Origin of the sequence: Bradyrhizobium sp. CCBAU 65884, assembly GCF_028128835.1 — a bacterium.
Taxonomy (GTDB): domain Bacteria; phylum Pseudomonadota; class Alphaproteobacteria; order Rhizobiales; family Xanthobacteraceae; genus Bradyrhizobium; species Bradyrhizobium ottawaense.
Window position 1 is genome coordinate 75,099 of record NZ_LBJU01000127.1, and the last position, 21,255, is coordinate 96,353.

Annotated in this window: 21 protein-coding genes; 9 read left to right on the top strand and 12 right to left on the bottom strand. The window is 64.9% G+C overall.

The genetic code is table 11. The features are described from left to right. The first annotated feature begins 113 nt into the window (after positions 1 to 113). The 3 genes from XI03_RS28490 (at position 114) to XI03_RS28500 (ending at position 3,246) form a co-directional block, all read left to right on the top strand. A complete protein-coding gene (locus tag XI03_RS28490; RefSeq protein ID WP_028139647.1) occupies positions 114 to 1,091 on the top strand; it encodes a tripartite tricarboxylate transporter substrate binding protein in 978 nt (325 codons plus the stop codon). A 156-nt stretch (positions 1,092 to 1,247) separates the two neighbouring features. After that, entirely contained in the window at positions 1,248 to 1,733 is a 486-nt protein-coding gene (locus XI03_RS28495; RefSeq protein ID WP_271593995.1) for a tripartite tricarboxylate transporter TctB family protein, read from the top strand. A gap of 4 nt (positions 1,734 to 1,737) precedes the next feature. Next, complete coding sequence (locus tag XI03_RS28500; RefSeq protein WP_095424917.1) at positions 1,738 to 3,246, top strand: tripartite tricarboxylate transporter permease; 1,509 nt, start codon at positions 1,738 to 1,740, stop codon at positions 3,244 to 3,246. Between the two features lie 136 nt (positions 3,247 to 3,382). On the opposite strand, the gene XI03_RS28505 is transcribed toward XI03_RS28500, so the two are convergent. Beyond that, positions 3,383 to 5,077 (bottom strand): putative bifunctional diguanylate cyclase/phosphodiesterase, encoded by a 1,695-nt coding sequence (locus XI03_RS28505; protein WP_271593996.1) that lies wholly within the window; start codon positions 5,075 to 5,077, stop codon positions 3,383 to 3,385. 223 nt (positions 5,078 to 5,300) lie between these two features. On the opposite strand from XI03_RS28505, the gene XI03_RS28510 reads away from it, so the two are divergent. Beyond that, positions 5,301 to 5,561: a hypothetical protein gene (locus tag XI03_RS28510; protein WP_271593997.1), complete on the top strand. Its 261-nt coding sequence runs from the start codon at positions 5,301 to 5,303 to the stop codon at positions 5,559 to 5,561. A 6-nt stretch (positions 5,562 to 5,567) separates the two neighbouring features. On the opposite strand, the gene XI03_RS28515 is transcribed toward XI03_RS28510, so the two are convergent. The 3 genes from XI03_RS28515 to mtgA all read right to left on the bottom strand — a co-directional run bounded on the left by XI03_RS28515 (position 5,568) and on the right by mtgA (position 7,381). Then, on the bottom strand, positions 5,568 to 6,212 hold the full coding sequence (locus tag XI03_RS28515; protein WP_212243768.1) for a hypothetical protein: 645 nt from the start codon (positions 6,210 to 6,212) through the stop codon (positions 5,568 to 5,570). Between the two features lie 143 nt (positions 6,213 to 6,355). Beyond that, entirely contained in the window at positions 6,356 to 6,538 is a 183-nt protein-coding gene (rpmF, locus tag XI03_RS28520; RefSeq protein WP_007598106.1) for a 50S ribosomal protein L32, read from the bottom strand. A gap of 168 nt (positions 6,539 to 6,706) precedes the next feature. Next, positions 6,707 to 7,381, bottom strand: coding sequence for a monofunctional biosynthetic peptidoglycan transglycosylase (gene mtgA, locus XI03_RS28525; RefSeq protein WP_271593998.1), 675 nt, complete (start codon positions 7,379 to 7,381; stop codon positions 6,707 to 6,709). A 161-nt stretch (positions 7,382 to 7,542) separates the two neighbouring features. Here mtgA and XI03_RS28530 point away from each other — a divergent pair, with 161 nt between their 5' ends. Continuing rightward, positions 7,543 to 8,466 (top strand): polyprenyl synthetase family protein, encoded by a 924-nt coding sequence (locus tag XI03_RS28530; protein WP_271593999.1) that lies wholly within the window; start codon positions 7,543 to 7,545, stop codon positions 8,464 to 8,466. A gap of 9 nt (positions 8,467 to 8,475) precedes the next feature. Continuing rightward, the gene (locus tag XI03_RS28535) at positions 8,476 to 9,168 is read left to right on the top strand and encodes a DUF1345 domain-containing protein (RefSeq protein ID WP_271594000.1); all 693 of its coding nucleotides are present in this window, start codon (positions 8,476 to 8,478) and stop codon (positions 9,166 to 9,168) included. A gap of 44 nt (positions 9,169 to 9,212) precedes the next feature. Here XI03_RS28535 and XI03_RS28540 read toward each other — a convergent pair whose 3' ends face one another. Together XI03_RS28540 and XI03_RS28545 are read right to left on the bottom strand one after the other, a co-directional pair. Further along, positions 9,213 to 11,027, bottom strand: coding sequence for a caspase family protein (locus XI03_RS28540; protein WP_271594001.1), 1,815 nt, complete (start codon positions 11,025 to 11,027; stop codon positions 9,213 to 9,215). A gap of 183 nt (positions 11,028 to 11,210) precedes the next feature. After that, entirely contained in the window at positions 11,211 to 11,639 is a 429-nt protein-coding gene (locus tag XI03_RS28545; RefSeq protein WP_038949505.1) for a GFA family protein, read from the bottom strand. Between the two features lie 95 nt (positions 11,640 to 11,734). Here XI03_RS28545 and XI03_RS28550 point away from each other — a divergent pair, with 95 nt between their 5' ends. The 3 genes from XI03_RS28550 to XI03_RS28560 all read left to right on the top strand — a co-directional run bounded on the left by XI03_RS28550 (position 11,735) and on the right by XI03_RS28560 (position 14,851). Next, positions 11,735 to 12,109, top strand: a complete 375-nt coding sequence (locus tag XI03_RS28550) for a nuclear transport factor 2 family protein (protein ID WP_028139636.1) — start codon at positions 11,735 to 11,737, stop codon at positions 12,107 to 12,109. A gap of 216 nt (positions 12,110 to 12,325) precedes the next feature. Further along, positions 12,326 to 13,195 (top strand): class A beta-lactamase, encoded by an 870-nt coding sequence (bla, locus tag XI03_RS28555; RefSeq protein WP_038970688.1) that lies wholly within the window; start codon positions 12,326 to 12,328, stop codon positions 13,193 to 13,195. Positions 13,196 to 13,243: 48 nt separating this feature from the next. Next, entirely contained in the window at positions 13,244 to 14,851 is a 1,608-nt protein-coding gene (locus XI03_RS28560; RefSeq protein WP_028139634.1) for a Na+/H+ antiporter, read from the top strand. A 102-nt stretch (positions 14,852 to 14,953) separates the two neighbouring features. Here the strand turns inward: XI03_RS28560 and XI03_RS28565 are convergent, their stop codons facing one another. The 6 genes from XI03_RS28565 to XI03_RS28590 form a co-directional block, all read right to left on the bottom strand. Beyond that, entirely contained in the window at positions 14,954 to 15,769 is an 816-nt protein-coding gene (locus XI03_RS28565) for an N-acetylmuramoyl-L-alanine amidase (RefSeq protein WP_271594002.1), read from the bottom strand. A gap of 3 nt (positions 15,770 to 15,772) precedes the next feature. After that, positions 15,773 to 17,110: a Rieske 2Fe-2S domain-containing protein gene (locus tag XI03_RS28570; RefSeq protein WP_271594003.1), complete on the bottom strand. Its 1,338-nt coding sequence runs from the start codon at positions 17,108 to 17,110 to the stop codon at positions 15,773 to 15,775. Between the two features lie 182 nt (positions 17,111 to 17,292). Next, positions 17,293 to 18,189: a TauD/TfdA dioxygenase family protein gene (locus tag XI03_RS28575; protein ID WP_038949501.1), complete on the bottom strand. Its 897-nt coding sequence runs from the start codon at positions 18,187 to 18,189 to the stop codon at positions 17,293 to 17,295. Between the two features lie 245 nt (positions 18,190 to 18,434). Further along, positions 18,435 to 19,718 carry a flavodoxin-dependent (E)-4-hydroxy-3-methylbut-2-enyl-diphosphate synthase gene (ispG, locus tag XI03_RS28580; protein WP_095424926.1) on the bottom strand — a complete coding sequence of 428 codons (1,284 nt, stop codon included), beginning with the start codon at positions 19,716 to 19,718 and terminating at the stop codon, positions 18,435 to 18,437. A 12-nt stretch (positions 19,719 to 19,730) separates the two neighbouring features. After that, positions 19,731 to 20,684 carry a DMT family transporter gene (locus XI03_RS28585; protein WP_028139630.1) on the bottom strand — a complete coding sequence of 318 codons (954 nt, stop codon included), beginning with the start codon at positions 20,682 to 20,684 and terminating at the stop codon, positions 19,731 to 19,733. Positions 20,685 to 20,719: 35 nt separating this feature from the next. Next, entirely contained in the window at positions 20,720 to 21,214 is a 495-nt protein-coding gene (locus XI03_RS28590; RefSeq protein WP_028139629.1) for a Fur family transcriptional regulator, read from the bottom strand. Positions 21,215 to 21,255: the final 41 nt, after the last annotated feature.

A 21,255-nucleotide genomic window follows, 5' to 3' on the forward strand; every position in this document is an offset into this window, starting at 1 on the left:
CGCCCGCGATCCGCGCAATGCGCTTTTCTTCTCCGTCGATTTCAGGAACAATCGCCTCGCAAGAACGAGAAACGGCGACCCTCAAAGAGGCCGCCGCGAGGGGAGGAGTTTCAATGCCGCGATACGGGCTGAAGACGATCGCATTTGCCGCGATGCATGCTGTCATGGGCGCATTGCTCTCGACTGCCGCCAGCGCGCAGGACTATCCCAGCAAGCCGATCACGCTGATCGTGCCATGGCCGGCCGGCGGATCGACCGATATCTCCATGCGCGCCATCGCCGACAGCGCCTCGAAGGTGCTGGGGCAGCCGATCGTGATCGACAACAAGGCCGGCGGCGGCGGCACGGTGGGCCCGGCGACCATGGCGGCGGCCGCGAAGCCGGACGGCTACACCATCTCGCAGATTCCGATCACCGTGTTCCGCCTGCCCTTGATGCAGGAAGTGTCGTGGGATCCGGCAAAGGACTTCACCTACATCATCCATCTCACCGGCTACACCTTCGGCGTGACCACCAGCGCGGAGTCGCAGTTCAAGAGCTGGAAGGACGTCGTGGAGTTCGCCAAGGCGAATCCGGGCAAGGTGACCTATGCCACGCCGGGCGCCGGCACCTCGCTGCATATCGGCATGGAGCAGATCGCCGCGATGTCCGGCATCAAGTTGACGCAAGTCCCTTTCAAGGGCGGCGCGGAGACCAATGCCGCGGTGCTGGGGCAGCACACGATGCTTCAGGCGGACTCCACGGGATGGCGGCCGCTGGTCGACGCCGGCAAGTTGCGGCTGCTGATGGTGTGGACCGGCGCACGCTCGCCGAACTATCCCGACGCGCCGACGCTGAAGGAGCTCGGCTATCCCATGGTCTATGATTCCCCCTTCGGCATCGCCGGCCCGAAAGGCATGGATCCAAAGATCGTCGCCAAGCTGCACGATGCCTTCAAGAAGGCGGTCGAGGATCCGGCGGTCGTGGCTACGCTTGCCAAATACGACATGGTGCCGAACTACAAGAACACCGAGGACTACAAGAAGTTCGTGGTCGAGGTCACGGAGTCCGAGCGCAAGGTGATCGAGACCCTCGGGCTCGCGAAGAAGTAGGGCTGAGCCAGTTCCGTGTCCCGGACGCGGTGCAACGCTTCTTCAGCGGTGCATCGCAGAGCCGGAACCCACCTTTGCCACGGGCCTATGGGCCCCGGCTCTGCAGCGCACCGCTTCGCGCTGCGCAGCGTCCGGGGAACGGCCGAGAGAGCGCCGATGAACAGTCAAACCAACGTCAAACTCCGCCTCAGCAATTCCGAGCTCTGGGGCGGGCTGATCGGGCTTGGGCTCGGCGGCTTCGTGATCTGGTCCGGTATGAAGCTCAAGCTCGGCACCATCAACGACCCCGGCTCCGGCTACGTGCTGTTCTACACGGGCATCCTGATGTGCGTGTTCGCAGGCGCCGTCATCGTCTCGGCGGTCACCGAGGGTGCACCGACATTGGCCTCGCGCTGGGAGAATGTGCGCTGGAGCAAGCCGCTCCTGTTGATTGGCTGTCTCGTGGCATTCTCCATTGCGCTGGAACCACTCGGCTTCCTGCTGTCGTCGATCCCGTTGGTGCTGCTGCTGTTGCGGCTGATTGATCCCGTTCGCTGGACGCTGGCGATCCCGATCGCCGTGCTGGTGCCATCAGGCATGTGGTGGGTGCTCAAGCGGCTGCTGTTGATCCAGCTGCCCTCGGGCCTGTTCGGGATCGGCTGACCCTATGGATACGCTTGTCAATGTCGCTCACGGATTCGGCGTCGCGCTGCTGCCGGTCAACCTGCTCTACTGCTTCATCGGTGTCTTCATCGGCACGCTGGTCGGCGTGCTGCCGGGCATCGGGCCGATCTCGGCGATGTCGCTCCTGCTGCCCGTGACGCTGTCGGGCACGCCGGAATCCGGCATCATCATGATGGCTGGCATCTATTACGGCTCGATGTATGGCGGCTCGACCACCTCGATCCTGGTCAACATCCCCGGCGAAGCTGCTTCCGTCGTCACCTGCATCGACGGCCACCAGATGGCGAAGCAGGGACGCGCTGGCCCTGCACTCGGCATTTCCGCCTTCGGCTCCTTCATTGCCGGCACATTCGCGCTGATCGCCTTGATGCTGGTCGCGCCGAAGCTTGCCAGCGTCGCCATCGCGTTCGGCCCGGCCGAATATTTCAGCCTGATGGTGCTCGGCCTCGTGGTGCTCACATTCCTCACCCAGGGTTCGATGCCGAAGGCATTGCTGATGGCGTGCATCGGCGTCGTGCTCGGACTGATCGGGCTCGACAGCATCACGGCACAGCCGCGTCTGACCTTCGGCCGCATGGAGCTGATCGACGGCATCGGGCTCGTGCCTGTCGTGATGGGCCTGTTCGGCGTTGCCGAGGTACTGCTCAACACCGAGCAGGCGATCAAGCGCGACATCATCAACACCAGGATCACCCATCTGCTGCCCACCAGGGAGGACTGGAAGGCGAGTGCAGGTCCGGTCGGCCGCGGCACCATCCTCGGCTTCTTCCTCGGCATCCTGCCGGGCGGCGGCGCGGTCGTGGCGTCCTTTGCCTCCTACGCGCTGGAGAAGCGGCTATCGAAGACGCCCGAGCGTTTCGGCCATGGCGCGATCGAAGGCGTCGCCGGGCCGGAATCGGCGAACAACGCCGCGGCGGGCGGCGCCTTCATTCCGCTGATGACGCTCGGCATTCCGCCGAATGTGGTGATGGCGCTGCTGCTCGGCGCGTTCGTCATTCACGGTCTGCAGCCGGGGCCGCTGCTGATCACGCAAAACCCCGGCCTATTCTGGGGCATCGTCGCCAGCATGTATATCGGCAACGTCATGCTGCTGATCCTGAACCTGCCAATGATCGGCATGTGGGTGCAACTGCTCAAGCTGCCCTACAATATCCTGTTCCCCCTGATCATCCTGTTCACGATCCTGGGCGTCTACTGCTCCAGCAACAACGTGTTCGATGTCTATGTGATGATCGCGTTCGGCATCATCGGCTATTTCATGCGCAAGCTCGGTTACGAGCCGGCACCGCTGGTGCTGGCCTTCGTGCTGGGACCGATGATGGAGAATAACCTACGCAAGTCGCTGATCCTGTCGCAGGGCGACCTCTGGACCTTCGTGCAGCGGCCGATCTCAGGGGTGTGTCTCGTGTTTGCCCTGGTGCTGCTGATCGCGCCACTATTGCCGTCGCTGCGCAAGAAGCGCGAGCTGGTGGCGCTGGATGAGGGAGCGTGAAGGCTTCGTAGGATGGGCAAAGCGACTTGTCCGCCATAGCTCGAAGAGCGACGGCGGGAGCGTGCCCACGATCTTTATCCATCACGGAGGAATGGTGGGCACGGCGCAAGTGCGCCTTTGCCCACCCTAGGGCATCTCAGCTCGCTGCAGGCAGCGCGTTATCCGGCGGGACGCCCCACGGGCGTTCCGCTGATGCCAGCCCGATCAACCTGCCCTGGATGTAGTCGCAGCCCCAGTCGCGCAGCATGTTGGCGGCCTCCTCGTCCTGCACCCATTCAGCCACCGTCTTTATGTCGAGGCGGCGGGCGAGATCGATCAGGGTCTGCACGAAGGCGCGATCGTCGGCGGAATGGGTGATGTTCTGCACGAACGCGCCGTCGATCTTGACGATATCCACGCCGAGCTTGCGCAAGTTTCGGAACGAGGTGTAGCCCGCGCCGAAATCGTCGATGGCGATGCGGCTGCCGAAATGCTTGAGGCGGCCAACGAAGGCACGGACGTCATCGATGTCCTGGATCGCGACCGTCTCGGTGATCTCGACGATCAGCCGCTCGGCAACGCCGGGATGGGCCTGCATCAGCGATTCGATTCCCGCCCACCAGTCCGGATCCATGGTCGTATCCGGCGAGATGTTGAGGCTGAGGCAGATGTCGGGCGCGGCGGCGAGCTCGGCCACCACGAGCTCGAGCACGCGGTGATCGACCAGGCGGATCAGGCCGAGCCGTTCGGCGACCGGCACAATGTCGGGCGCGAGCAGCACCTGGCCGTCGCCCTGGTCCATCCGCACCAGGCATTCATGGAAAGCGCGCTCGCGCGAGCCGGCCGACACCACCGGCTCATAGGCGAGCTTGATGCGGCGCTCGTTCAGTGCGGTGACGATTTCGTCGGTGACGCGGATGTTGACGCGGCGCTGCGCATCGCGTGTGGCATCCGGACGCCATACCGCGAACGAGCCGACGCGGCGGCGCTTGGCGGCATCCAGCGTCTCATGGGCGCGGTTGACGGCCTCGTCGGTGTTGCGGGCATAGCGCGGTACGCTGACCGCGCCGATCGAGGCGGTGACCGAGACCGGACCGGATTTGGTCGGCACCACCTCGTCGCGGATGCCGGCAAGGAAACGCTCGGCGGCGACATTCATGTCGTCGACGGTGCAGTTCTTCAGGATCAGGCCGAACTTGTTGCCGGAAAAGCGGCCGAGCACGTCGCCGCCGCGCAGGCGCGAGCGGATGCGCTTGGCGACGTCGAGGATCACGGCGTCGGCGACGTCGAAGCCGAAGGCGTCGTTGACGCGGGCGAGATGGTCGATGCCGACCAGCATGAAGGCCGCGGTCGAGCGGAAGCGGGTCGTCTCCTCGATCGCCTCGGCCAGCGCGGCAATCAGATGAGAACGATTGAGCTCGCCGGTCAGCGGATCGAGCCGGGCCAGCTTGGTCAGCTCCTCGTCGCGGGCGTGGCGCTCATTGTTGATTCGGACCGAGCCGATCGCGCGCACCGGGCGGCCGTCGGGTCCGGCGAACCAGCGGCCGGTCTCCTCGATCCAGATCACGGGATCGGCGGCGCTCATGCGCACGCCGTACTCGACCCGGTAGGGCGTGCCGTCGGCACCATGCACGGCGTAGGCTTGTGCCAGCGCCGCGGTCCGCAACGATGGCGCGGGCTCGATCAGCTTGGCAAATTCGGCGCCCGTCGCCAGCCGCTCGGCGGGAATGCCCGGAAAGACGCTGGCGACCTGGTCACCCCAGACGATCGCATCACTGCCAATGTCCCAGGCAAACACGGCCTGGCCGAGGGCAGCCAGGATGTCGGAGGCTTGCGGTAATGCGGGGATCAAAATCGCCTCGTTTCGGGACAGGGGGAAAGTCCTGAGCTGACACAGGATAGAGCCAGATTCGTCCCCAACCCTAGGCAAAGTTGATAAACAATTTGGAAACCACGTTTCTACACGCCGGGGGAACCAAACCGGCCCGTCCGGCATAGGCCTTGCGAGTACTGACACGCACCCGGCGCCAGCGTCCCGAAACGCGACAGGCTCTGCCGGATCAACGGTGATAGCGATGTTGAGTACCGATCGAACGGACGCGGCGGATAACGGCACGGGCACGGCCCTAGTGCCGGTGCTTCCGATTTTGCAATGGGTCCACAAGACGCCGTTGCCGCGCCCCGATCCGAGCTTCGTCGCCCAGCTGATCGCGAATGCCGAACATCTGCCCCAGGCGAGCCGGCTGCGTCGCGCCTCTTCCGAAGATGCGCAGACGGCCTATGGCGGCAAGCGCCCGCTGCAGAGCGTCAGCGCGCGCACGCGGCAGGTGGCTTGAGATCGATCAGCGCGGCGGCGTGTCGGGGGACGGAGACGTGCCGTCGCCCGGCTGCAAATGCGGCGAGGGGACTTCCGGCGAGGGCGTGCTCTGCACCGGCTTCGGCGCGGGAGGATCCATCAGCACGGATTCGGCGACCGACTGTGCCGAGGGCGCGGGCGGTGCTGCGAGCGGCGAGGACACCGGCTCGAACTTGGGCTCGGCCACGGCATCTCCCGCCGGAGCTTCCACCTGACGCTTGGCCTTGCGTGGCGCCGGCACCGTTGTCTCGGCGACATAGGTGACGCGGCGGCGCGTGCGCTGGGCAATGCCGCCGAGGAAATCGGCCATCGCGAGCAGCACCAGCAGGAAAAAGGTCGAGTTGCCGAATTTGGGCCACATCACGAATTCGGCAGCGGCCGCGCCGAACAGGATCAGTGACAGCAGATGATCCATCAGGAATTTCGAGCCGGGCCGCGCGCCCTTAACAACTTCGAGCAGCAGCAGCACGATACCGAGCGCCAGCATCACGTCGGCGAGCGTGACCGGCCAGGTCTCGCCTGACACCATCGGCACCTTGAACAGCACATCCGTGAAGGACACGCTCGGCATCAGGAAGGCGATGATGTTGTAGACCGCGAGCGGAATCAGAAGCAGCGGGAAACCGACCATCGGCGAAATGCCTTCTCGATCAAGATATCCAGACAGGACAATGCGGCGGCGAAGCATTAGCTCCGCCGCCGTCACTGTCATATCTCATGGGTTGGCCGAAATCAGGCAGGCCCGATTATCCTGCCTGGAGAAAGGTCCTTAACTCAGGACTCTTTCTTCTTCAGGACCTGACGGCCCTTGTACATGCCGGTCTTGAGGTCGAGATGGTGCGGACGACGGAGCTCGCCAGAGTCCTTGTCTTCCACATAGGTCGGCTTCTTGATGGCGTCTGCCGAGCGGCGCATGCCACGGCGCGACGGCGAGGTTTTTCTTCTCGGAACGGCCATTTCAATATCCTCTAGGGATTGGTGTTATCAGGGCATCGTCCGCGAGGGACGGCTCAGCACCCGCAATCCGAGGCGAGCTGAATGCCGATCAAGGCCGCGCTTATAGAGGAAGGCTGGCCGCAAAGCTAGGCTTTTGGGCCGGAAAATACGCCCGGAAAGGGCCCAAAATCAGCGATTTTCCCGCCAGCAGGTCGTAAGCGAAGAGGCCTGCGCCCTTGCCACATAGGTCCCGGCCAGCCGCCGGACGCCCGGACCGGGGGTTTTAGCGCTGCGTTTGACCGGATTCGGCAGGATCGAGGCCAGAAGGGCCGCCTCCCGGGGGGAGAGGCCGGCGGCCGATTTGCCGAAGGCATAGGCGCTGGCCGCCCCCACCCCGAACTGGCCCTGCGGGCCGAGCTCGGCGATGTTGAGGTAAATCTCCAGGATCCGCGACTTGGGCAGGACGAGATCGATCCAGAGCGCCAGCGGGAATTCGAGCGCCTTGCGGACGAAATCCCGGCCCTGCCAGAGGAACAGATTCTTCGCGACCTGCTGGGTGATCGTGGAGGCGCCCCGGAACGGCATACCATCCTCCTGCGCGTCGTCGATCGCCTCGCGTAGCGCGCCCCAATCGATGGCGTGATGCTTGCAGAAATGGGCATCCTCGGCTGCAACCACCGATCGCGGCAGCGAGGGCGACATCGCCGCCAGATCGATCCATTCCCGCTGCATCGGCGCGCCGCGAAGCGAGCGCCACGCCATCAGCGTCGAAACCGGATGGCCGGTGCGGTAGAACGGCGCGATCACATAGGGCGCGAGAATGACGACCGCGAGCGCTACCAGCAGGATTTTGACGATGCGCAAATCGACCTTTCCGGCACGGAACGAAACGCGGCCACGGCTCTCCCCATTAAGTCTGTGATAATTCGGGCCTTTTCCAGCACTTTTTAGGCCTTCCAAACGATTGACTGGGGCGGGCGCATAAAGGATTGTCCCGCCGAATTTTAGTTCTGGAGCCCTTCTTGATGACCGGCACGTCCCCGTCCGATTTCGCCAAGCGTCTGGACAAGACCGCTGATGACACCGAGGCCCTGCTCGGGCGCCTGTTGTCGGACGACATCCTGCACGATGAGATCGCCCGGCCCAAGCGACTGATGGACGCAATGCGCTATTCGAGCCTGAACGGCGGCAAGCGTCTGCGGCCGTTCCTGGTGGTCGAGAGCGCGGCTGTGTTCGGTATTCCCCGTGAAGCCGCGCTGCTCGTCGGCGCCGCGCTCGAATGCATCCACTGCTATTCGCTGATCCACGACGATCTGCCCGCAATGGACAATTCCGACCTGCGCCGCGGCCGCCCGACCTTGCACAAGCAGACCGATGACGCCACCGCGATCCTCGCCGGCGACGGCCTCTTGACGCTCGCCTTCGACATCGTCACCCGCGACGAGATCCATCGTGACGCCAATGTGCGGCTGCTGCTGACGCGCGCGCTGGCGCGCTGCGCCGGCATCGGCGGCATGGTCGGCGGCCAGATCCTCGACCTCGCCGGCGAAGGCCGCTTTGGCGGCAACGAGCCGATCGATGTCGCCCGCATTCAGCAGATGAAGACCGGCGCGCTCTTGCGTTACGGCTGCATCGCCGGCGCGATCCTCGGCCAGGCCTCGCAGAAAGAATATCAGGCGTTCGACGATTACGGCCGCGCGCTCGGCGAAGCCTTCCAGATCGCCGACGATCTGCTCGACGTCGAAGGCGATGCGGCGGCCCTCGGCAAGCCGGCCGGCGCCGACGCCGCACTCGGCAAGACCACCTTCGTCACCCAGCTCGGCATCGAAGGCGCCAAGCAGCGCGTGCGCGACCTGCTCGCCCGGGCCGACAGCGCGGTCTCGATCTTCGGCGATCGCGCCGCCGTGCTGCAGGCCGCTGCGCGCTTCGTCGCCGAGCGGAAGAGCTGACACGCATCGATGGCGGCCGAGGGCAAAGAAGACCCCGTCCTCGCCCGCTTCCGCCAGATGTCGCGGCCGATGCGGCTGCTCTATGCGCGGCCGCGGACATTCATCGCGCTCGCGGCTGGCGTCCTGGTCTGTCTGCTCTTGCCGGGCTCACACCGGCTGGTGACACGGCTCCTGTTCGGCTGGGATGCGCTGATCGCGGTCTATCTCGTGCTGGTCTACGCAATGATGCTTTGCAACGACCACCAGCACATCCGGCGCGCCGCCGCGATGCAGGACGACGGCCGTTTCGTGATCCTGCTGGTGACGGCGATCGGCGCCTTCGCCAGCATCGCCGCGATCGTCTCGGAGCTCGGCACATCGCATCGGGGCGTATTGGAGCTGACCATCGCCATCAGCACCATCGCGCTGTCATGGGCCGCCGTGCACACGACCTTCGCGCTGCATTACGCGCATGATTATTATCGGAACGCCAAGCCGGGCGGCCTTAAGTTTCCGAGCGGCGACAAGGAAGACCACGCCGACTACTGGGACTTCGTCTATTTCTCGTTCGTGATCGGCATGACCGCGCAGGTCTCCGACGTTGGCATCACCGACAAGACGATCCGCCGCACGGCCGCGGCGCACGGGATCGTGTCGTTCATCTACAACACGGCCTTGCTGGCACTGACGGTCAACATCGCGGCGAGCGCGATTGCGACCTGACGTCGTCCCGGCCTTTCGGGACGACGATCTGGATCATGCACACCCTAACGACACACTTCGGCATTGGCATCGTTGCCGGGACCGCCGCCGCCGCGATATTCGAGGTGGCAACCGCGGCTGACCGGACGGCAGCCGGTGCTATTGCAGATGACTTGCCCGCCACCTGCGGCGCGACCGGCGCCGGCAGCGGCAGCAATGCCGGCCGCGGCACCATAGCCGCCCGCCGCGCCGCCGGCCTGAGGACGCTGCCGGGCGGGACGTTCATCACCGTCGTCGCGCTTCGCCGTTGCAGGCTTGGCCGGCTTGGCGGCGCGCTTCTTCTCGCACTCATTGTCGTCGTTGACCGCATAGCCCTCACGGCAGACGATCTTCGTGCACTTGTCGCCATCGGCCTTGAAGCCGTGGTCGCAGACCACCGGGCAGACGCGTGACGGCTTGGCCTTGACCGCATCCAGTGCATCCGTGCTCGCCACCTTCACGTCGAGCTTGGTGCCGGCATAGCGGTTGAACTGCGACAGCGAGCGCTGCGAGGACGTGCTCCAATTGCCGTCGGCAGTGCCCGAGAAGCAGCCGACGCGGCCGAGCTCGGTCTGCACCGAACGGCTGAGATCGGCCGGCGCGGTCGCCGGTGTCAGGGAGGCAACGTTGGTGCCGGCGGGGCTCGCCGTGCTGGCCGGCGCCGCGCTCGGGGCCGCAGCGGCGAGATTGACGCGCTGCTGCTCGGCGGCAGCTGCCTGCTGCTGCGCCTGCTCCTTGGCTTTCTGCGCAGCGAGCTGCGCCTGCTCGGCGGCCTTCGCATCGGCCGCGGCTTTGGCCTGCGCATCCTTCTGCGCGCCAAGCGCCGCGAGACGATCACGTTCTGCCTCGGCCTGTTTCGCCTTCTCGGTGGCAGCCGCATGGGCCTGCTCGGCACCAATTTTCTCGACTTGAAGCTTGGCGAGGCTCGCATAGAAGCCATCGGGATGCTGGGCAAGGAAGGCGGCCCACGCCGCCTTGTTGCCGACCTGGAGCGCGAGCTCGTAATCGCGGCGGATGTCGGCCTGCGGGTTCGGCGCGGGCGCAACCGTTGCTGCGGCCGTCACCTTGACCGGAACCAACGGCACGTCCTCACCTCCGAGCGAGCCGTAGACGAACGGCTCCTGCTTGTTACCGGTCGACTTGAGCACGTCGTCGCGCACGAAGCCGAAGGCACGGCGGACGTCGAGGCCCGGCGTCGTCAGATGTTTCGACAGCGCGACCGTAAAGGGACTGTTGGCCCCGTCGCCGTCCTGGGCAGTGAAGCCGGCCTTCGCCGAATAGGCGATCAGCGTATTGGGGCTGGTCGGCTCGACCTGGGCGAGGCCCCGGCCGATACCGCGCGCGGCCACCGTGCGCTTCATGGTCTTGCCGAACGGATTATCGCGGCAGGCATCCAGGATCACCAGCCGAAGCTGTTTTGCCGGTTCGACGGCGACCAGGACGCGGTCCAGCGAGAGCGCCTCGTCGTAGACGTCGGTGTCGCGCTCGAGCTTGGCGTCGACGGGGATCAGATAATTCGAGCCCTCGACCTCGATGCCGTGGCCGGCATAGTAAACCACGGCGATGTCGGCATTGCGGGTCGCATCGGCAAAATCGCGCAGCACGCGCCGCGTATCGAGGGCCGATAGATCGTGCCGGAAATCGACGCTGTTGAAACCGGCCTCCTTCAGCGTCTTCGCCATCACCGCACCGTCATTGACGGGATTGGTGAGCGACGGCGCGTGCTGATAGGCCGAATTGGCAATCACCAGCGCGACGCGATTGCCGGCAAAAGCGGGGGCCGTGCCGAACAGCAGCACGGCGGCGAGGAGAAGCGGGCAGAGTCTGAGCAGGTTGCGCATGACACGACTTCCGAAGTTCGGGACGTTTCGGTCCCCCTTGTGACCGCTTTAGCAGGATCCGGTGCCGGCGCTTGTGATGGAGGTCACCAAGGCCGGGCCGGCGACAGCCCGAAGGACCCCCTTTGTTTGTCGCGCCAGCGCGGTCGGGGTTCGCTGCCAAACCGGCGGGCAGACCGAACTCCCCTAGCCATCGCCTATATGCCCCCGATATTGCGGCAGATTGTCCGTAATCTCGTGCCAGGGCGCCTTCGAGGCTACGAAAATGTGGGCGCTTGGCCGGATCGAGGGGGCATCAACGAGGGTTCCCATGGCGACATGGACCCATTGTCCTTCCCGTACCCGGGAATAAAGCAGCGAGCCGCATCGCCCACAATGGGCGTCATGGGTAGTGTCGTCGCCGAAAATCATCCGCTGATCCCCTCCCCGGACAATGCGGAGCTTGTCCTGCGCGATGCCGGCGAACGGCTTGAAGGCGGAGCCGGTGGTGCGACGGCAGTTCGAGCAGTGGCAGTTCATCGCATAGGAGAACGCATCGGCCACCTCAAAGCGCACGGCGCGGCAGTAGCATTCGCCGATCAGCATACGAGCGTTCGAAGTTTCTGATCCGGTCATTCCAACACCCTCGCGCGATTAGCGAGAGACACCCATAGCGCATTTCGAAGTGTACGACTAAGTTCCGCCCAAGCCATCATGCAAAAGGATGACCCATGAGCCAGAACCGTTCGAGTATCGAAGCCGTCGTGCAATCCTATTTCGACGGGCTTTACGAGGGTGACGCCGAGAAGCTCGGCACCATTTTCCATCCCTCCGCTGACTTGCGCTGGGTCGAGAAGGGCGAGCTTCAGGTCCTGACCGTGCCCGACTGGCTCGACCGCGTCCGCAAGCGCGCCTCCGCCAAGGCTGAAGGCAAGCCGCGCGAGGATTTCATCGTCACCATCGACCGTTCGGACGAAAGGACCGCCTTCATCAAGGTCCGTTGCCAGCTGCCTCCGCGCTTCTTCACCGATTATCTGGTGGCGATGAAGCTCGCCGACGGCTGGCAGATCGTGTCGAAGTCGTATCGGTATGACCTGAGGGAGTGAGGAGGGCCTGACGTTCCGCTGCCTGAATTCTGACGCGCTCGCCCTCCACTGCATCATTGCAAGCATGACTCTCGCCGCGTCATTGCGAGGAGCTCTTGCCACGAAGCAATCCAGAATCTCTCCGCGGAGGGATTCTGGATTGCTTCGCTGCGCTTGCAATGACGGCGCGGATGAAGCGTGCGTAATCTCTTCCATCTCTTCTCCCGAAAGCTCCCCATGCATCTCGATCGTCGCTCCCTGCTCGCCTCGCTGTGCTGGATCGCCGCCTCTCCCGCGTTGGCCGCTGAGGCCCTGCCTGAGCTCGAAACCTATGAGCGCGACAGCGGTGGACGGATCGGGGTCTATGCAGAGAACCTTGCGACCGGAAAAAAACTCGCATGGCGCGCCGACGAGCGCTTCGTCATGTGCTCGACCTTCAAGGCCTCGCTTGCGGCTTGCGTGCTGGCCCGGGTCGACCGCGGCGAGGAGCAGCTTGCGGCCATGATCGCTTACGGCAAGCCTGACCTCTTGGACTACGCGCCGACCGCCAAACAGAATCTTGCGGCCGGCGCGATGTCGGTCAGCGACATGTGCAAGGCGATCGTCGAGCTCAGCGACAATACCTGCGCCAATCTGCTGCTGGCGAGGATCGGCGGCCCCGCCACCCTCACCGCCTTCTGGCGATCGCTCGGCGATACCACATCCCGGCTCGACCACAACGAACCCGAGCTCAACCGCTCGCCGCCGGGCGATCCCCACGACACCACAACGCCGGCAGCGATGGCGGGAAATTTGCGGCGCCTGGTGGTGGGCGAGGCGCTGTCGCCGGCCTCGCGTGCCCTGCTCACCGACTGGATGGTGAACTGCAAGACCGGCGCGAACCGGTTGCGCGGCGGCCTGCCCGCGGGCTGGACCATCGGCGACAAGACCGGCAACAACGGCAAGGACGCCTCGGGCGATATCGCGGTGGTCTGGCCCAAGTTCGACAATAAGCCCGGGACGCCGATCCTGATCGCGGCCTATACCCAGGGCGGCACACCGAATGCGGCGCAGATCGAAGCCGCCTTTGCACGCATCGGGCGGATGGTGGCCGAGCGGCTGGCGTAAGCCACGCGCATTGACGTTGAAGCCGCTTCCGGGTCAAGACAGACCATCATGGAAGCGAAGTTTCAGACCTTTCTCATCCTGCTCGCCGTACTGGCAGGCGTGGCGCTGGCCGCACGCCGCTTCAACGTCGCCCCCGCCATCCTGCTGATGCTGGCGGGCGTCGGCCTCGCCTTCGTGCCGGGCATGCCCCCGGTGGAATTGCCGCCGGAATTGGTGCTGCTGATGGTGCTGCCGCCGCTGATCTACTCGGCGAGCGTTGCCATGAGCTGGCGTGAGTTCAAGAACAATTTGCGTCCCATCGTGCTGCTCGCGGTCGGAGCCGTGATCTTCACCGCAGCGATGGTGGCGGCCGCCACGCACTATATGATCGGCCTGCCCTGGACCATCGGCTTCCTGCTCGGCGCCATCGTCGCGCCGCCCGACGTGGTGGCGCCGCTCGCGATCGCGCGCCGGCTCAACATGCCGCGGCGGCTCCTGGTCATCCTCGAGGGTGAGGGGCTTGCCAATGATGCCACAGCGCTGATCCTCTACCGCTTCGCGCTGGCCGCCATCATGGTCGGGCATTTCTCGCTGCCGCTCGCCGCCGGCGAATTCCTCCTCATCGTCGCCAGCGAGATCGCCTTCGGCATCGGCGTCGGCTGGCTCTCCCTTCGCTTCCGCAAATGGTCCGGGGATCCGCAGGTCGAGCTGACTCTGTCGCTGATCACCCCCTACGTGTCGTACTGGCTGCCCGAGCATATCGGCGGCTCCGGGGTGATCGCGACGGTGGCCTGCGGCCTCTATGTGAGCTGGAACGGCCCGCTGCTGATCTCGTCGGCAACGCGCCTGCAGGGCATCTTCTTCTGGGACCTCGTGATCTACCTGATCGAGGGCGTGCTGTTCCTGCTCACCGGATTCCAGATGCGCGCGCTCTACGAGAAATCGAAGGCGTTCCCGCTCGACGACATCCTGATCGCAACCGCCGTGGTCCTGGTGATCGTCGTGGTCGCGCGCTTCGCCTGGCTCTATCCCGCAACCTATCTGCCGCGGATGCTCAGCAGATCGTTGCGCGAGCGCGATCCGTCGCCGCCCTGGCAATGGCCGTTCGTGCTCGCCTTCACCGGCGTGCGCGGCGCGGTGTCGCTGGCGGCCGCGCTGGCACTGCCGTTCACGCTGCCTGATGGCGATGCATTTCCGTATCGCGACCTGATCCTGTTCGTGGCCTTCGGCGTCATCTTCGTCACACTGATCGGCGTCGGGCTGACGCTGCCACCAGTGGTGCGGTGGCTCGGCGTCGCCGAGGCCGGCCGCAACGAGCATGCCGCCGAGCACGAGGCCGAGATCGCCGCACGCCGCCAGGCGCTCGATGCAGCACTGAAATCACTCGACGCGCTCACCGAGCAGAAGGACGTTTCCGACGAGGTGATGCGGCTGCTGCGCGCCCGCCACGACATCCGTGTCAACCAGCTGCCTGATTCACTCGATCCCACCCACCACGACGTCTCCGCCGCCGGCACCGCGCTGACCCGCGACCTGATCGCCGCCGAACGAAAATTCATCCACGATCTCCTGCGCGACGGCCAGATCACCGACGAGACGCGGCGGCGGATCGAGCGCGATCTGGATCTGGAGGAAGCTAGCCTGGCGAACCGGGAGTATCGGCGGACACCGCTGTAGCCTCCCGTCATTGCGAGAAGCCGTTGCGACGAAGCAATCCAGACCGCCTCCACGGAAAGACTCTGGATTGCTTCGCTGCGCTCGCAATGACGGCGGGAGCAACTACCGCCTCGCGCAAAACTCCCCTATGGCCGACGCCACGGCCGCCGCAATCGTCTCATGCCGCTCGGGTGCGTTCATCGCCATCTCCTCGTCGCGGTTGATGATGGAGCCGGCCTCGAGCAGCACTGCGGCACTGCTGGTCCGCGAGAGGACGACGAGCCCGTCATAGCGGTAGACGCCGAAATCCTTGTCGAGCAACTGGCGCCGGTAACGGCCCATCAGCGGCAAAGTGTATTGGCTGGCATAGTGCAGGCCTTGCTCCTTCAACTGTCTGCCGATCATCCGGGCCAGCACCAGGCTGGTGGCGAAGTGCGAATTCTGCTGCGACACGAACAGCGAGTGGCCCGAAAAGCGATCGCTGAAATAGCTCTTCGCGCCATCGAATTCCCAGGTCTCGAGCAGCTTGTCCGGCACCGAATCGTGATGGATCGACAGGAAAAGATCGGCGCGCGACCCATTGGCGCTGCCGACACGTTTGAACAGGCTGGGCCGAGCCTTGCCGTCCGTGACGAGCAGGCGTGTTGCGGCAAAGCCTTCGGACTTGAGTTTCGCCGTGATGAGTCTTGCGAGACGGAAGTTGAAGCCGAACTCCGGATCGTTGCGCGCGCTCAGTGCGCCGTAGGAGTCCGGCGTATGCCCGACATCCACGACGATCCGGAATTTCGGCATCTCACATTTGGCTGGCGCGGGCGAAGGCCTGGGCCTCGCTTTCGCGACCTTTCGGGCCGGGGCGGCCAGACCCGCATCGATCGATGGAAGCAATAGCGCGACCAGCGACACCAGGAGAATTGCGACGATGTCCCGCCCTGACGACAAATCCTACTCCGCTGCCGCGATGCGTGGCCGGCCGACGAAGCCCGCGACATCGCCGAATCGTTCGAGCATGACCGCGGGCAGATCCTTCGACTTGCTGGTGACGCAGGCGCCCGAGCGCACCGCATAGCGATCCTGATGCGCCGCCTGCGGCGGGGCCTCGCCCTGCTGCAGCGCCCGCGCCAGATCCATCACGGTCTTGCGAAAATGCATGATGCCGAGATCGGTCGGCCCGAGATGCTCGCGGGTGCGGTCGGCGATCGGCCCTTGGCTGTCCTGCACGGCAGCGTCCTGCTCGGAGACACCCTTGATGCCGGTGTAGCTCCGGGTCTTCTGGAGCTTGCGGTCGATCAGATAGTCGTTCCCCTTATGGCGCAGCGGCACGTAATTGTCGTCGACCTCCGCGATCACGCCGTTGCCGCGGTCGTAGGCGTCGCGCTCTGCTTGCGTCAGGGGGCGCTCCGGATTCCAGGCATAGGTGTAGATCCAGCAATTGGTGTCGGTGACAGGCACGAAGGTCTGGCCAAAAATGCTCTCGCCCGGCATCGCGCTCGGCGCGTAGGCGTGGAACGGCATCAGGAATTGCGCAATGCGCCAGTAGATGCTGTCGCCGCCGGTGAGCCGGCCGCCGGCAATGGTCAGTCCGGCGTCGTGCGGGCTGATCTTGATCACCGGACGCGGGTCTTCCGCGATCCAGCGCATGTGATCGCTCGCCATCCGCGCGATCGGATTCACAAAGTGCTTCTTGATGTCCAGGATCTCGTTCTCCTCCTTGTCGAAGGAGAGATGGGCAAAGGTGAAATGCGCAGTGTCGATCGAGCCTTCCAGCGCCTGCACCCAGTTGCAGTCCTGCCATTTCTTGCTGACGTAGCGGTGCGAGGCCGGCAGCAGCGCCATTTCGAGATCAGGCAATTCGGGTGTGGCCTCGAGCGGCCCCATATAGGCCCAGACCATCTCGCCCCATTCACGCACCGGATAGGATTTGATGCGGATCAGGTCCTTGGCGTTGAGGTCGGGGTAGGAGGTCGGCATGTCCAGGCAGCGGCCGTCGGTGTCGAATTTCCAGCCGTGATAGACGCAGCGGATGCCGCACTCTTCGTTGCGCCCGAGCCAGAGATTGGCGCCGCGATGCGGGCAATATTGGTCGATGACACCGACGACGCCGCGCGTGTCGCGGAAGGCGAGCAGTTCCTCGCCGAGGACGACGATCTTCTTCGGCTCGCCATCGGGCTCGGGAAGCTCTTCTGACAGCAAGACGGGAATCCAGAAGCGGCGCAGCAATTCGCCCATGCCCGTTCCGGGGCCGGCCTCGGTCAGGAATTTATTGTCCTCTGCGCGAAGCATGGAAGATCCTCCCGATTTGTTTTTAGGAAGATTGGCGCGGACACGGGAGGACGTCAACGCAAGAACGGGCTCTCGTAGGGTGGGCAAAGGCGCGCTCTTCGCGCGCCGTGCCCACCATCCTGTCGCGCGTGCGGCGAGATGGTGGGCACGCTTCGCTTTGCCCACCCTACGGCACCGTCTCCTTAAACCGGCCGCTCCCCCTTCACCGTCACCCGCGTACCCGAGCGCGTGTGGGGCCAGTAGTCCCACATCGCGCGGTGCTGGGTGCAGCGGTTGTCCCAGAAGGCGATGGCGTTCTCGGTCCAGCGGAAGCGGCACTGGAACAGCGGGTTCTCGGCGTGCTGATAGAGATAGGCGAGCATCGCGTCGCTCTCGTCGCGCGGGATACCGTTGATGTGGCGGGTGAAGCCGCGGTTGACGTAGAGCGCCTTCTTGGCCGTGACGGGATGCGTGCGCACAACGGGATGCTCGGCGCTCGGATAGGACGGACGGTCGGCGACGCCATAGTTCGCATAGAGCCCGCGATAGATCGGCTCGCCGTCATGCAGCGCGGTGAGGCCATCGAGATAGGCCTTCATGCGGTCGGACAGCGCCTCATAGGCGGCGTACATGTTGGCGAACAGCGTGTCGCCGCCGCGCGGCGGGCACTGCTTGATGTAGAGGATCGAGCCCATCGGCGGTTCGAGATCGCAGGACACGTCGGAGTGCCAGCCCTCGCCGTTGGCGCGCGGCGAGTTCTTGTCGGCGTAGATCTTCATCAGCGCCGGGTCTTCGTCCTCATGCGGCGCGGCGGGATGGAAATGCAGCTCGCCGAACTTGCGGCCGAAGGCGAGATGCTGCTTCGGCGTGATTTGCTGGTCACGGAAGAAGATGACGAGGTTTTCGGCGAGCGCGCGGTGGATCTCGTCCATCTGCTGGTTGGAGCGCGCGTCGTCGGAGACGAGCCTGCCGATGTCCACGCCCGATATTTCCGCGCCGATGATGGGGGTGAGCTTTTCGACCGCGATGGTCTCATAGGGCGCGCCGTCATCGGCCGTGTGGCGATAGCGCGGGCCCTGCTTGCCGGCGAGTGAGCTCATGGCGTGTCTCCCGATCATTCTTGATTGGGAGCCATCGTAGCGCGCGGTGAGGGATGTGCAATCTGCACCGCACACTCAGTTCGTCGTCCCGGACAAGCGCAAGCGCAGATCCGGGACCCATAGCCACAGGGAGGGGTTTGACGCGAAATTGGCAGCTCCGAGTCTTCGCCAAACCACTCCCTGTGGTTATGGGTCCCTGCTTTCGCAGGGACGACAGCGGCGTGTGGAGCGCTAGCGGAGTGAAATCACTCCGCCGCGGTCACCGGCACCTTGGCGCCCTGGCCGTAACGCTGCTCGATGTAGTCGATGACCAGCGCCTTGAAGTCGGCGGAGATGGTCGGCCCGCGCAGGGTGCGGAACTTCTTGCCGTCGACGAAAACCGGCGCGGCGGGCGCTTCGCCGGTGCCCGGCAGCGAGATGCCGATATTGGCGTGCTTGGATTCGCCGGGGCCGTTGACGATGCAGCCCATCACCGCGACGTTGAGTTCTTCGACGCCGGGGTATTTCGTCTTCCAGGTCGGCATCTCGTCGCGGATGAAATCCTGGATCGAGCGCGCCAGTTCCTGGAACGTGGTCGAGGTGGTGCGGCCGCAGCCGGGGCACGCCGCGACCAGCGGCACGAAGGTGCGGAAGCCCATGGTCTGCAGCAGCTCCTGGCCGACCTGCACCTCGCGGGTGCGATCGCCGCCGGGCTCCGGCGTCAGCGAGATGCGGATGGTGTCGCCGATGCCCTGCTGCAAGAGGATGCCGAGCGCGGCCGAGGACGCCACGATGCCCTTCGAGCCCATGCCGGCTTCGGTGAGGCCGAGATGGATGGCATAATCGGAGCGGCTGGCGAGGTCCTGATAGACCGCGATCAGATCCTGCACCGCCGAAACCTTTGCGGAGAGGATGATGCGGTTCTTGGGCATGCCGAGCTCTTCGGCGCGCGCGGCCGAGAGCAGCGCGGACTGCACCATCGCTTCGCGCGTCACCGCGCGCACGTCGCGCGGATTGGCCGAGGCGGCATTCTCGTCCATCAGCCTGGTCAGCAGCTCCTGATCGAGCGAGCCCCAATTGGCGCCGATGCGCACCGGCTTGCTGTTCTTGTTGGCGATCTCGATGATGTCGGCGAACTGGGTGTCGCGCTTGTCCTTGAAGCCGACATTGCCGGGATTGATGCGGTACTTGGCGAGCGCCTCGGCGCAGGCCGGATAGGCCGCGAGCAGCTTGTGGCCGATATAGTGGAAGTCGCCGATCAACGGCGTGGTGATGCCGCGCTTGGCGAGGCCGTCGCGAATGTGCGGCACGGCGGCCGCGGCTTCCTCCCGGTCCACGGTGATGCGGACCATTTCGGAGCCGGCGCGCGCGAGCGCCGCGACCTGGGCAATGGTACCGTCGATGTCGGCGGTGTCGGTGTTGGTCATCGACTGCACGACGATCGGCGCACCGCCGCCGACGGCGACGTCGCCGACCTTGACCTGGGTGGTGTGATGGCGCGGCGCTGGCCCCGCGATGTCGGAATCGATGGTGGTTTCGGGCTTGTTCATGGGGTCCAAATATCAGGTTTTGGTGACGTTCAGCAATGCATCGCGCGGCGCCGCAGCGACTTGGCTGGGACGGTTAACCAGAAAAAGCCCAGCAATTACAAGGACGGCAGCCGCCCCGAACGCCAAGCTTAGCGTGTCGTGCATGATGAAATAGCTACCGACGACGCCAAACAAAGGGGTGATGAAGGTAAAAGCCGACAATTTGCTGGCCGAATAGGCCTTCACCAGCGCGAACCAAAGCGTGAACGTGGTTCCAACCACCCAGATCGCCTGAAAGGCCATCAGGCCGAGCGACAGCGGCGCCGGGGTATGCGTGATGGTCTCACCGAACAGCCATGCCGCCAGTCCCAGGATCGGGATCGAGATCGCCACCTGATAACCCAGCGCCTTCTCGGGCGCGGCGAACCGCAACCTTGTGCCCTTGGCGACCAGTGTCGTCGCCGCCCACAGCGCGGCGCCACCGACGATCATGAGGTCGCCGAGCAGGACATGCGAATCGACATTGGGCTGCGGCACGCCAATCGCGAGGGCGACGCCGGCAAAGCTGATGGCGAGGCCCAGCCATTGCGAGGCGCCAAGCCGTTCGCCGAGCACCTGATAAGAGCCGAGCGCGACGAAGAACGGCGCGGTGTAGAGGAACACCACCGCGCGCGAGGCTGAGGTGAGACGCAGCCCCTGGAAGATCAGCACGAATTCGATGCCGAACATCAGCCCGGCGATCAGGCCCGGCTTCCACGTGCCATCATTCTCGAAGAATTTGACGCCGCGAAGCGTGCCGATGAGGAACAGCACCGGCAGCGCGCCCGCCGAGCGGATCGTGGCCTGCAGCATCGGCGGAATGTCAGGCAGCACCAGCTTCACCGCGATCTGGTTGAACCCCCAGGTCAGGCACAGCATGAGCATCAGGGCGATGGCGCCGGCACTGAGGGGACGTGCGGCGGAATAGTTGGCTTGTGGCGAGGACATCTCTTCCCGATTACCGGCTTTGCGCCGTTGTTGCTCTATGCAGCTTTCTGACAATGGGTGCAGACGCCCGTGATCTCCACCACGGACAATTTAGGCGCAAAGCCCGAGCTGCGCGCCGCGGCATTGAGGTCCCCGGCGAAGGACGCCGACGGGATCTCGCCGACCAGGCCGCAGCGCTCGCAGATCAGGAACGCCACCGCCGAGGTCGCGTCGTGGTCGTGGGCGGCACAGGCAAGGTAGGCATTGCGGCTTTCAATGCGGTGCACGAGGCCGTTGGCCATCAGGAAATCGAGCGCGCGATAGACCGTGATCGGCGCCGGCCGCGACATCGATTTGGCAAGCTCGTCGATCACCTCATAGGCGCCGAGCGGGCGGTGGCTGGAGAGCAAGGCCCCCAGCACCTGACGGCGTATCGGCGTTAATTTCTGAGCGCGCTGCTTGCAGACCTCCTCGGCATGCGCCAGCGCATCCGCGGTGCAGCGGCCGTGATCGTGGTCAGGCGCGGGAAATGCCGGCTTTGCGAGGGTCATGCGGCCACGTTCTAGCATTTGAGCCCGGGAACCCAAAGCAC

What these genes read in the sequence shown, in the direction of transcription:
- XI03_RS28490 (WP_028139647.1), top strand. Translation starts at nt 114, where the DNA reads ATGCCGCGATACGGGCTGAAGACGATCGCATTTGCCGCGATGCATGCT.
- XI03_RS28495 (WP_271593995.1), top strand. Translation starts at nt 1,248, where the DNA reads ATGAACAGTCAAACCAACGTCAAACTCCGCCTCAGCAATTCCGAGCTC.
- XI03_RS28500 (WP_095424917.1), top strand. Translation starts at nt 1,738, where the DNA reads ATGGATACGCTTGTCAATGTCGCTCACGGATTCGGCGTCGCGCTGCTG.
- XI03_RS28510 (WP_271593997.1), top strand. Translation starts at nt 5,301, where the DNA reads ATGTTGAGTACCGATCGAACGGACGCGGCGGATAACGGCACGGGCACG.
- XI03_RS28515 (WP_212243768.1), bottom strand. Translation starts at nt 6,212, where the DNA reads ATGGTCGGTTTCCCGCTGCTTCTGATTCCGCTCGCGGTCTACAACATC.
- rpmF (WP_007598106.1), bottom strand. Translation starts at nt 6,538, where the DNA reads ATGGCCGTTCCGAGAAGAAAAACCTCGCCGTCGCGCCGTGGCATGCGC.
- XI03_RS28530 (WP_271593999.1), top strand. Translation starts at nt 7,543, where the DNA reads ATGACCGGCACGTCCCCGTCCGATTTCGCCAAGCGTCTGGACAAGACC.
- XI03_RS28535 (WP_271594000.1), top strand. Translation starts at nt 8,476, where the DNA reads ATGGCGGCCGAGGGCAAAGAAGACCCCGTCCTCGCCCGCTTCCGCCAG.
- XI03_RS28540 (WP_271594001.1), bottom strand. Translation starts at nt 11,027, where the DNA reads ATGCGCAACCTGCTCAGACTCTGCCCGCTTCTCCTCGCCGCCGTGCTG.
- XI03_RS28545 (WP_038949505.1), bottom strand. Translation starts at nt 11,639, where the DNA reads ATGACCGGATCAGAAACTTCGAACGCTCGTATGCTGATCGGCGAATGC.
- XI03_RS28550 (WP_028139636.1), top strand. Translation starts at nt 11,735, where the DNA reads ATGAGCCAGAACCGTTCGAGTATCGAAGCCGTCGTGCAATCCTATTTC.
- bla (WP_038970688.1), top strand. Translation starts at nt 12,326, where the DNA reads ATGCATCTCGATCGTCGCTCCCTGCTCGCCTCGCTGTGCTGGATCGCC.
- XI03_RS28560 (WP_028139634.1), top strand. Translation starts at nt 13,244, where the DNA reads ATGGAAGCGAAGTTTCAGACCTTTCTCATCCTGCTCGCCGTACTGGCA.
- XI03_RS28570 (WP_271594003.1), bottom strand. Translation starts at nt 17,110, where the DNA reads ATGCTTCGCGCAGAGGACAATAAATTCCTGACCGAGGCCGGCCCCGGA.
- XI03_RS28575 (WP_038949501.1), bottom strand. Translation starts at nt 18,189, where the DNA reads ATGAGCTCACTCGCCGGCAAGCAGGGCCCGCGCTATCGCCACACGGCC.
- ispG (WP_095424926.1), bottom strand. Translation starts at nt 19,718, where the DNA reads ATGAACAAGCCCGAAACCACCATCGATTCCGACATCGCGGGGCCAGCG.
- XI03_RS28585 (WP_028139630.1), bottom strand. Translation starts at nt 20,684, where the DNA reads ATGTCCTCGCCACAAGCCAACTATTCCGCCGCACGTCCCCTCAGTGCC.
- XI03_RS28590 (WP_028139629.1), bottom strand. Translation starts at nt 21,214, where the DNA reads ATGACCCTCGCAAAGCCGGCATTTCCCGCGCCTGACCACGATCACGGC.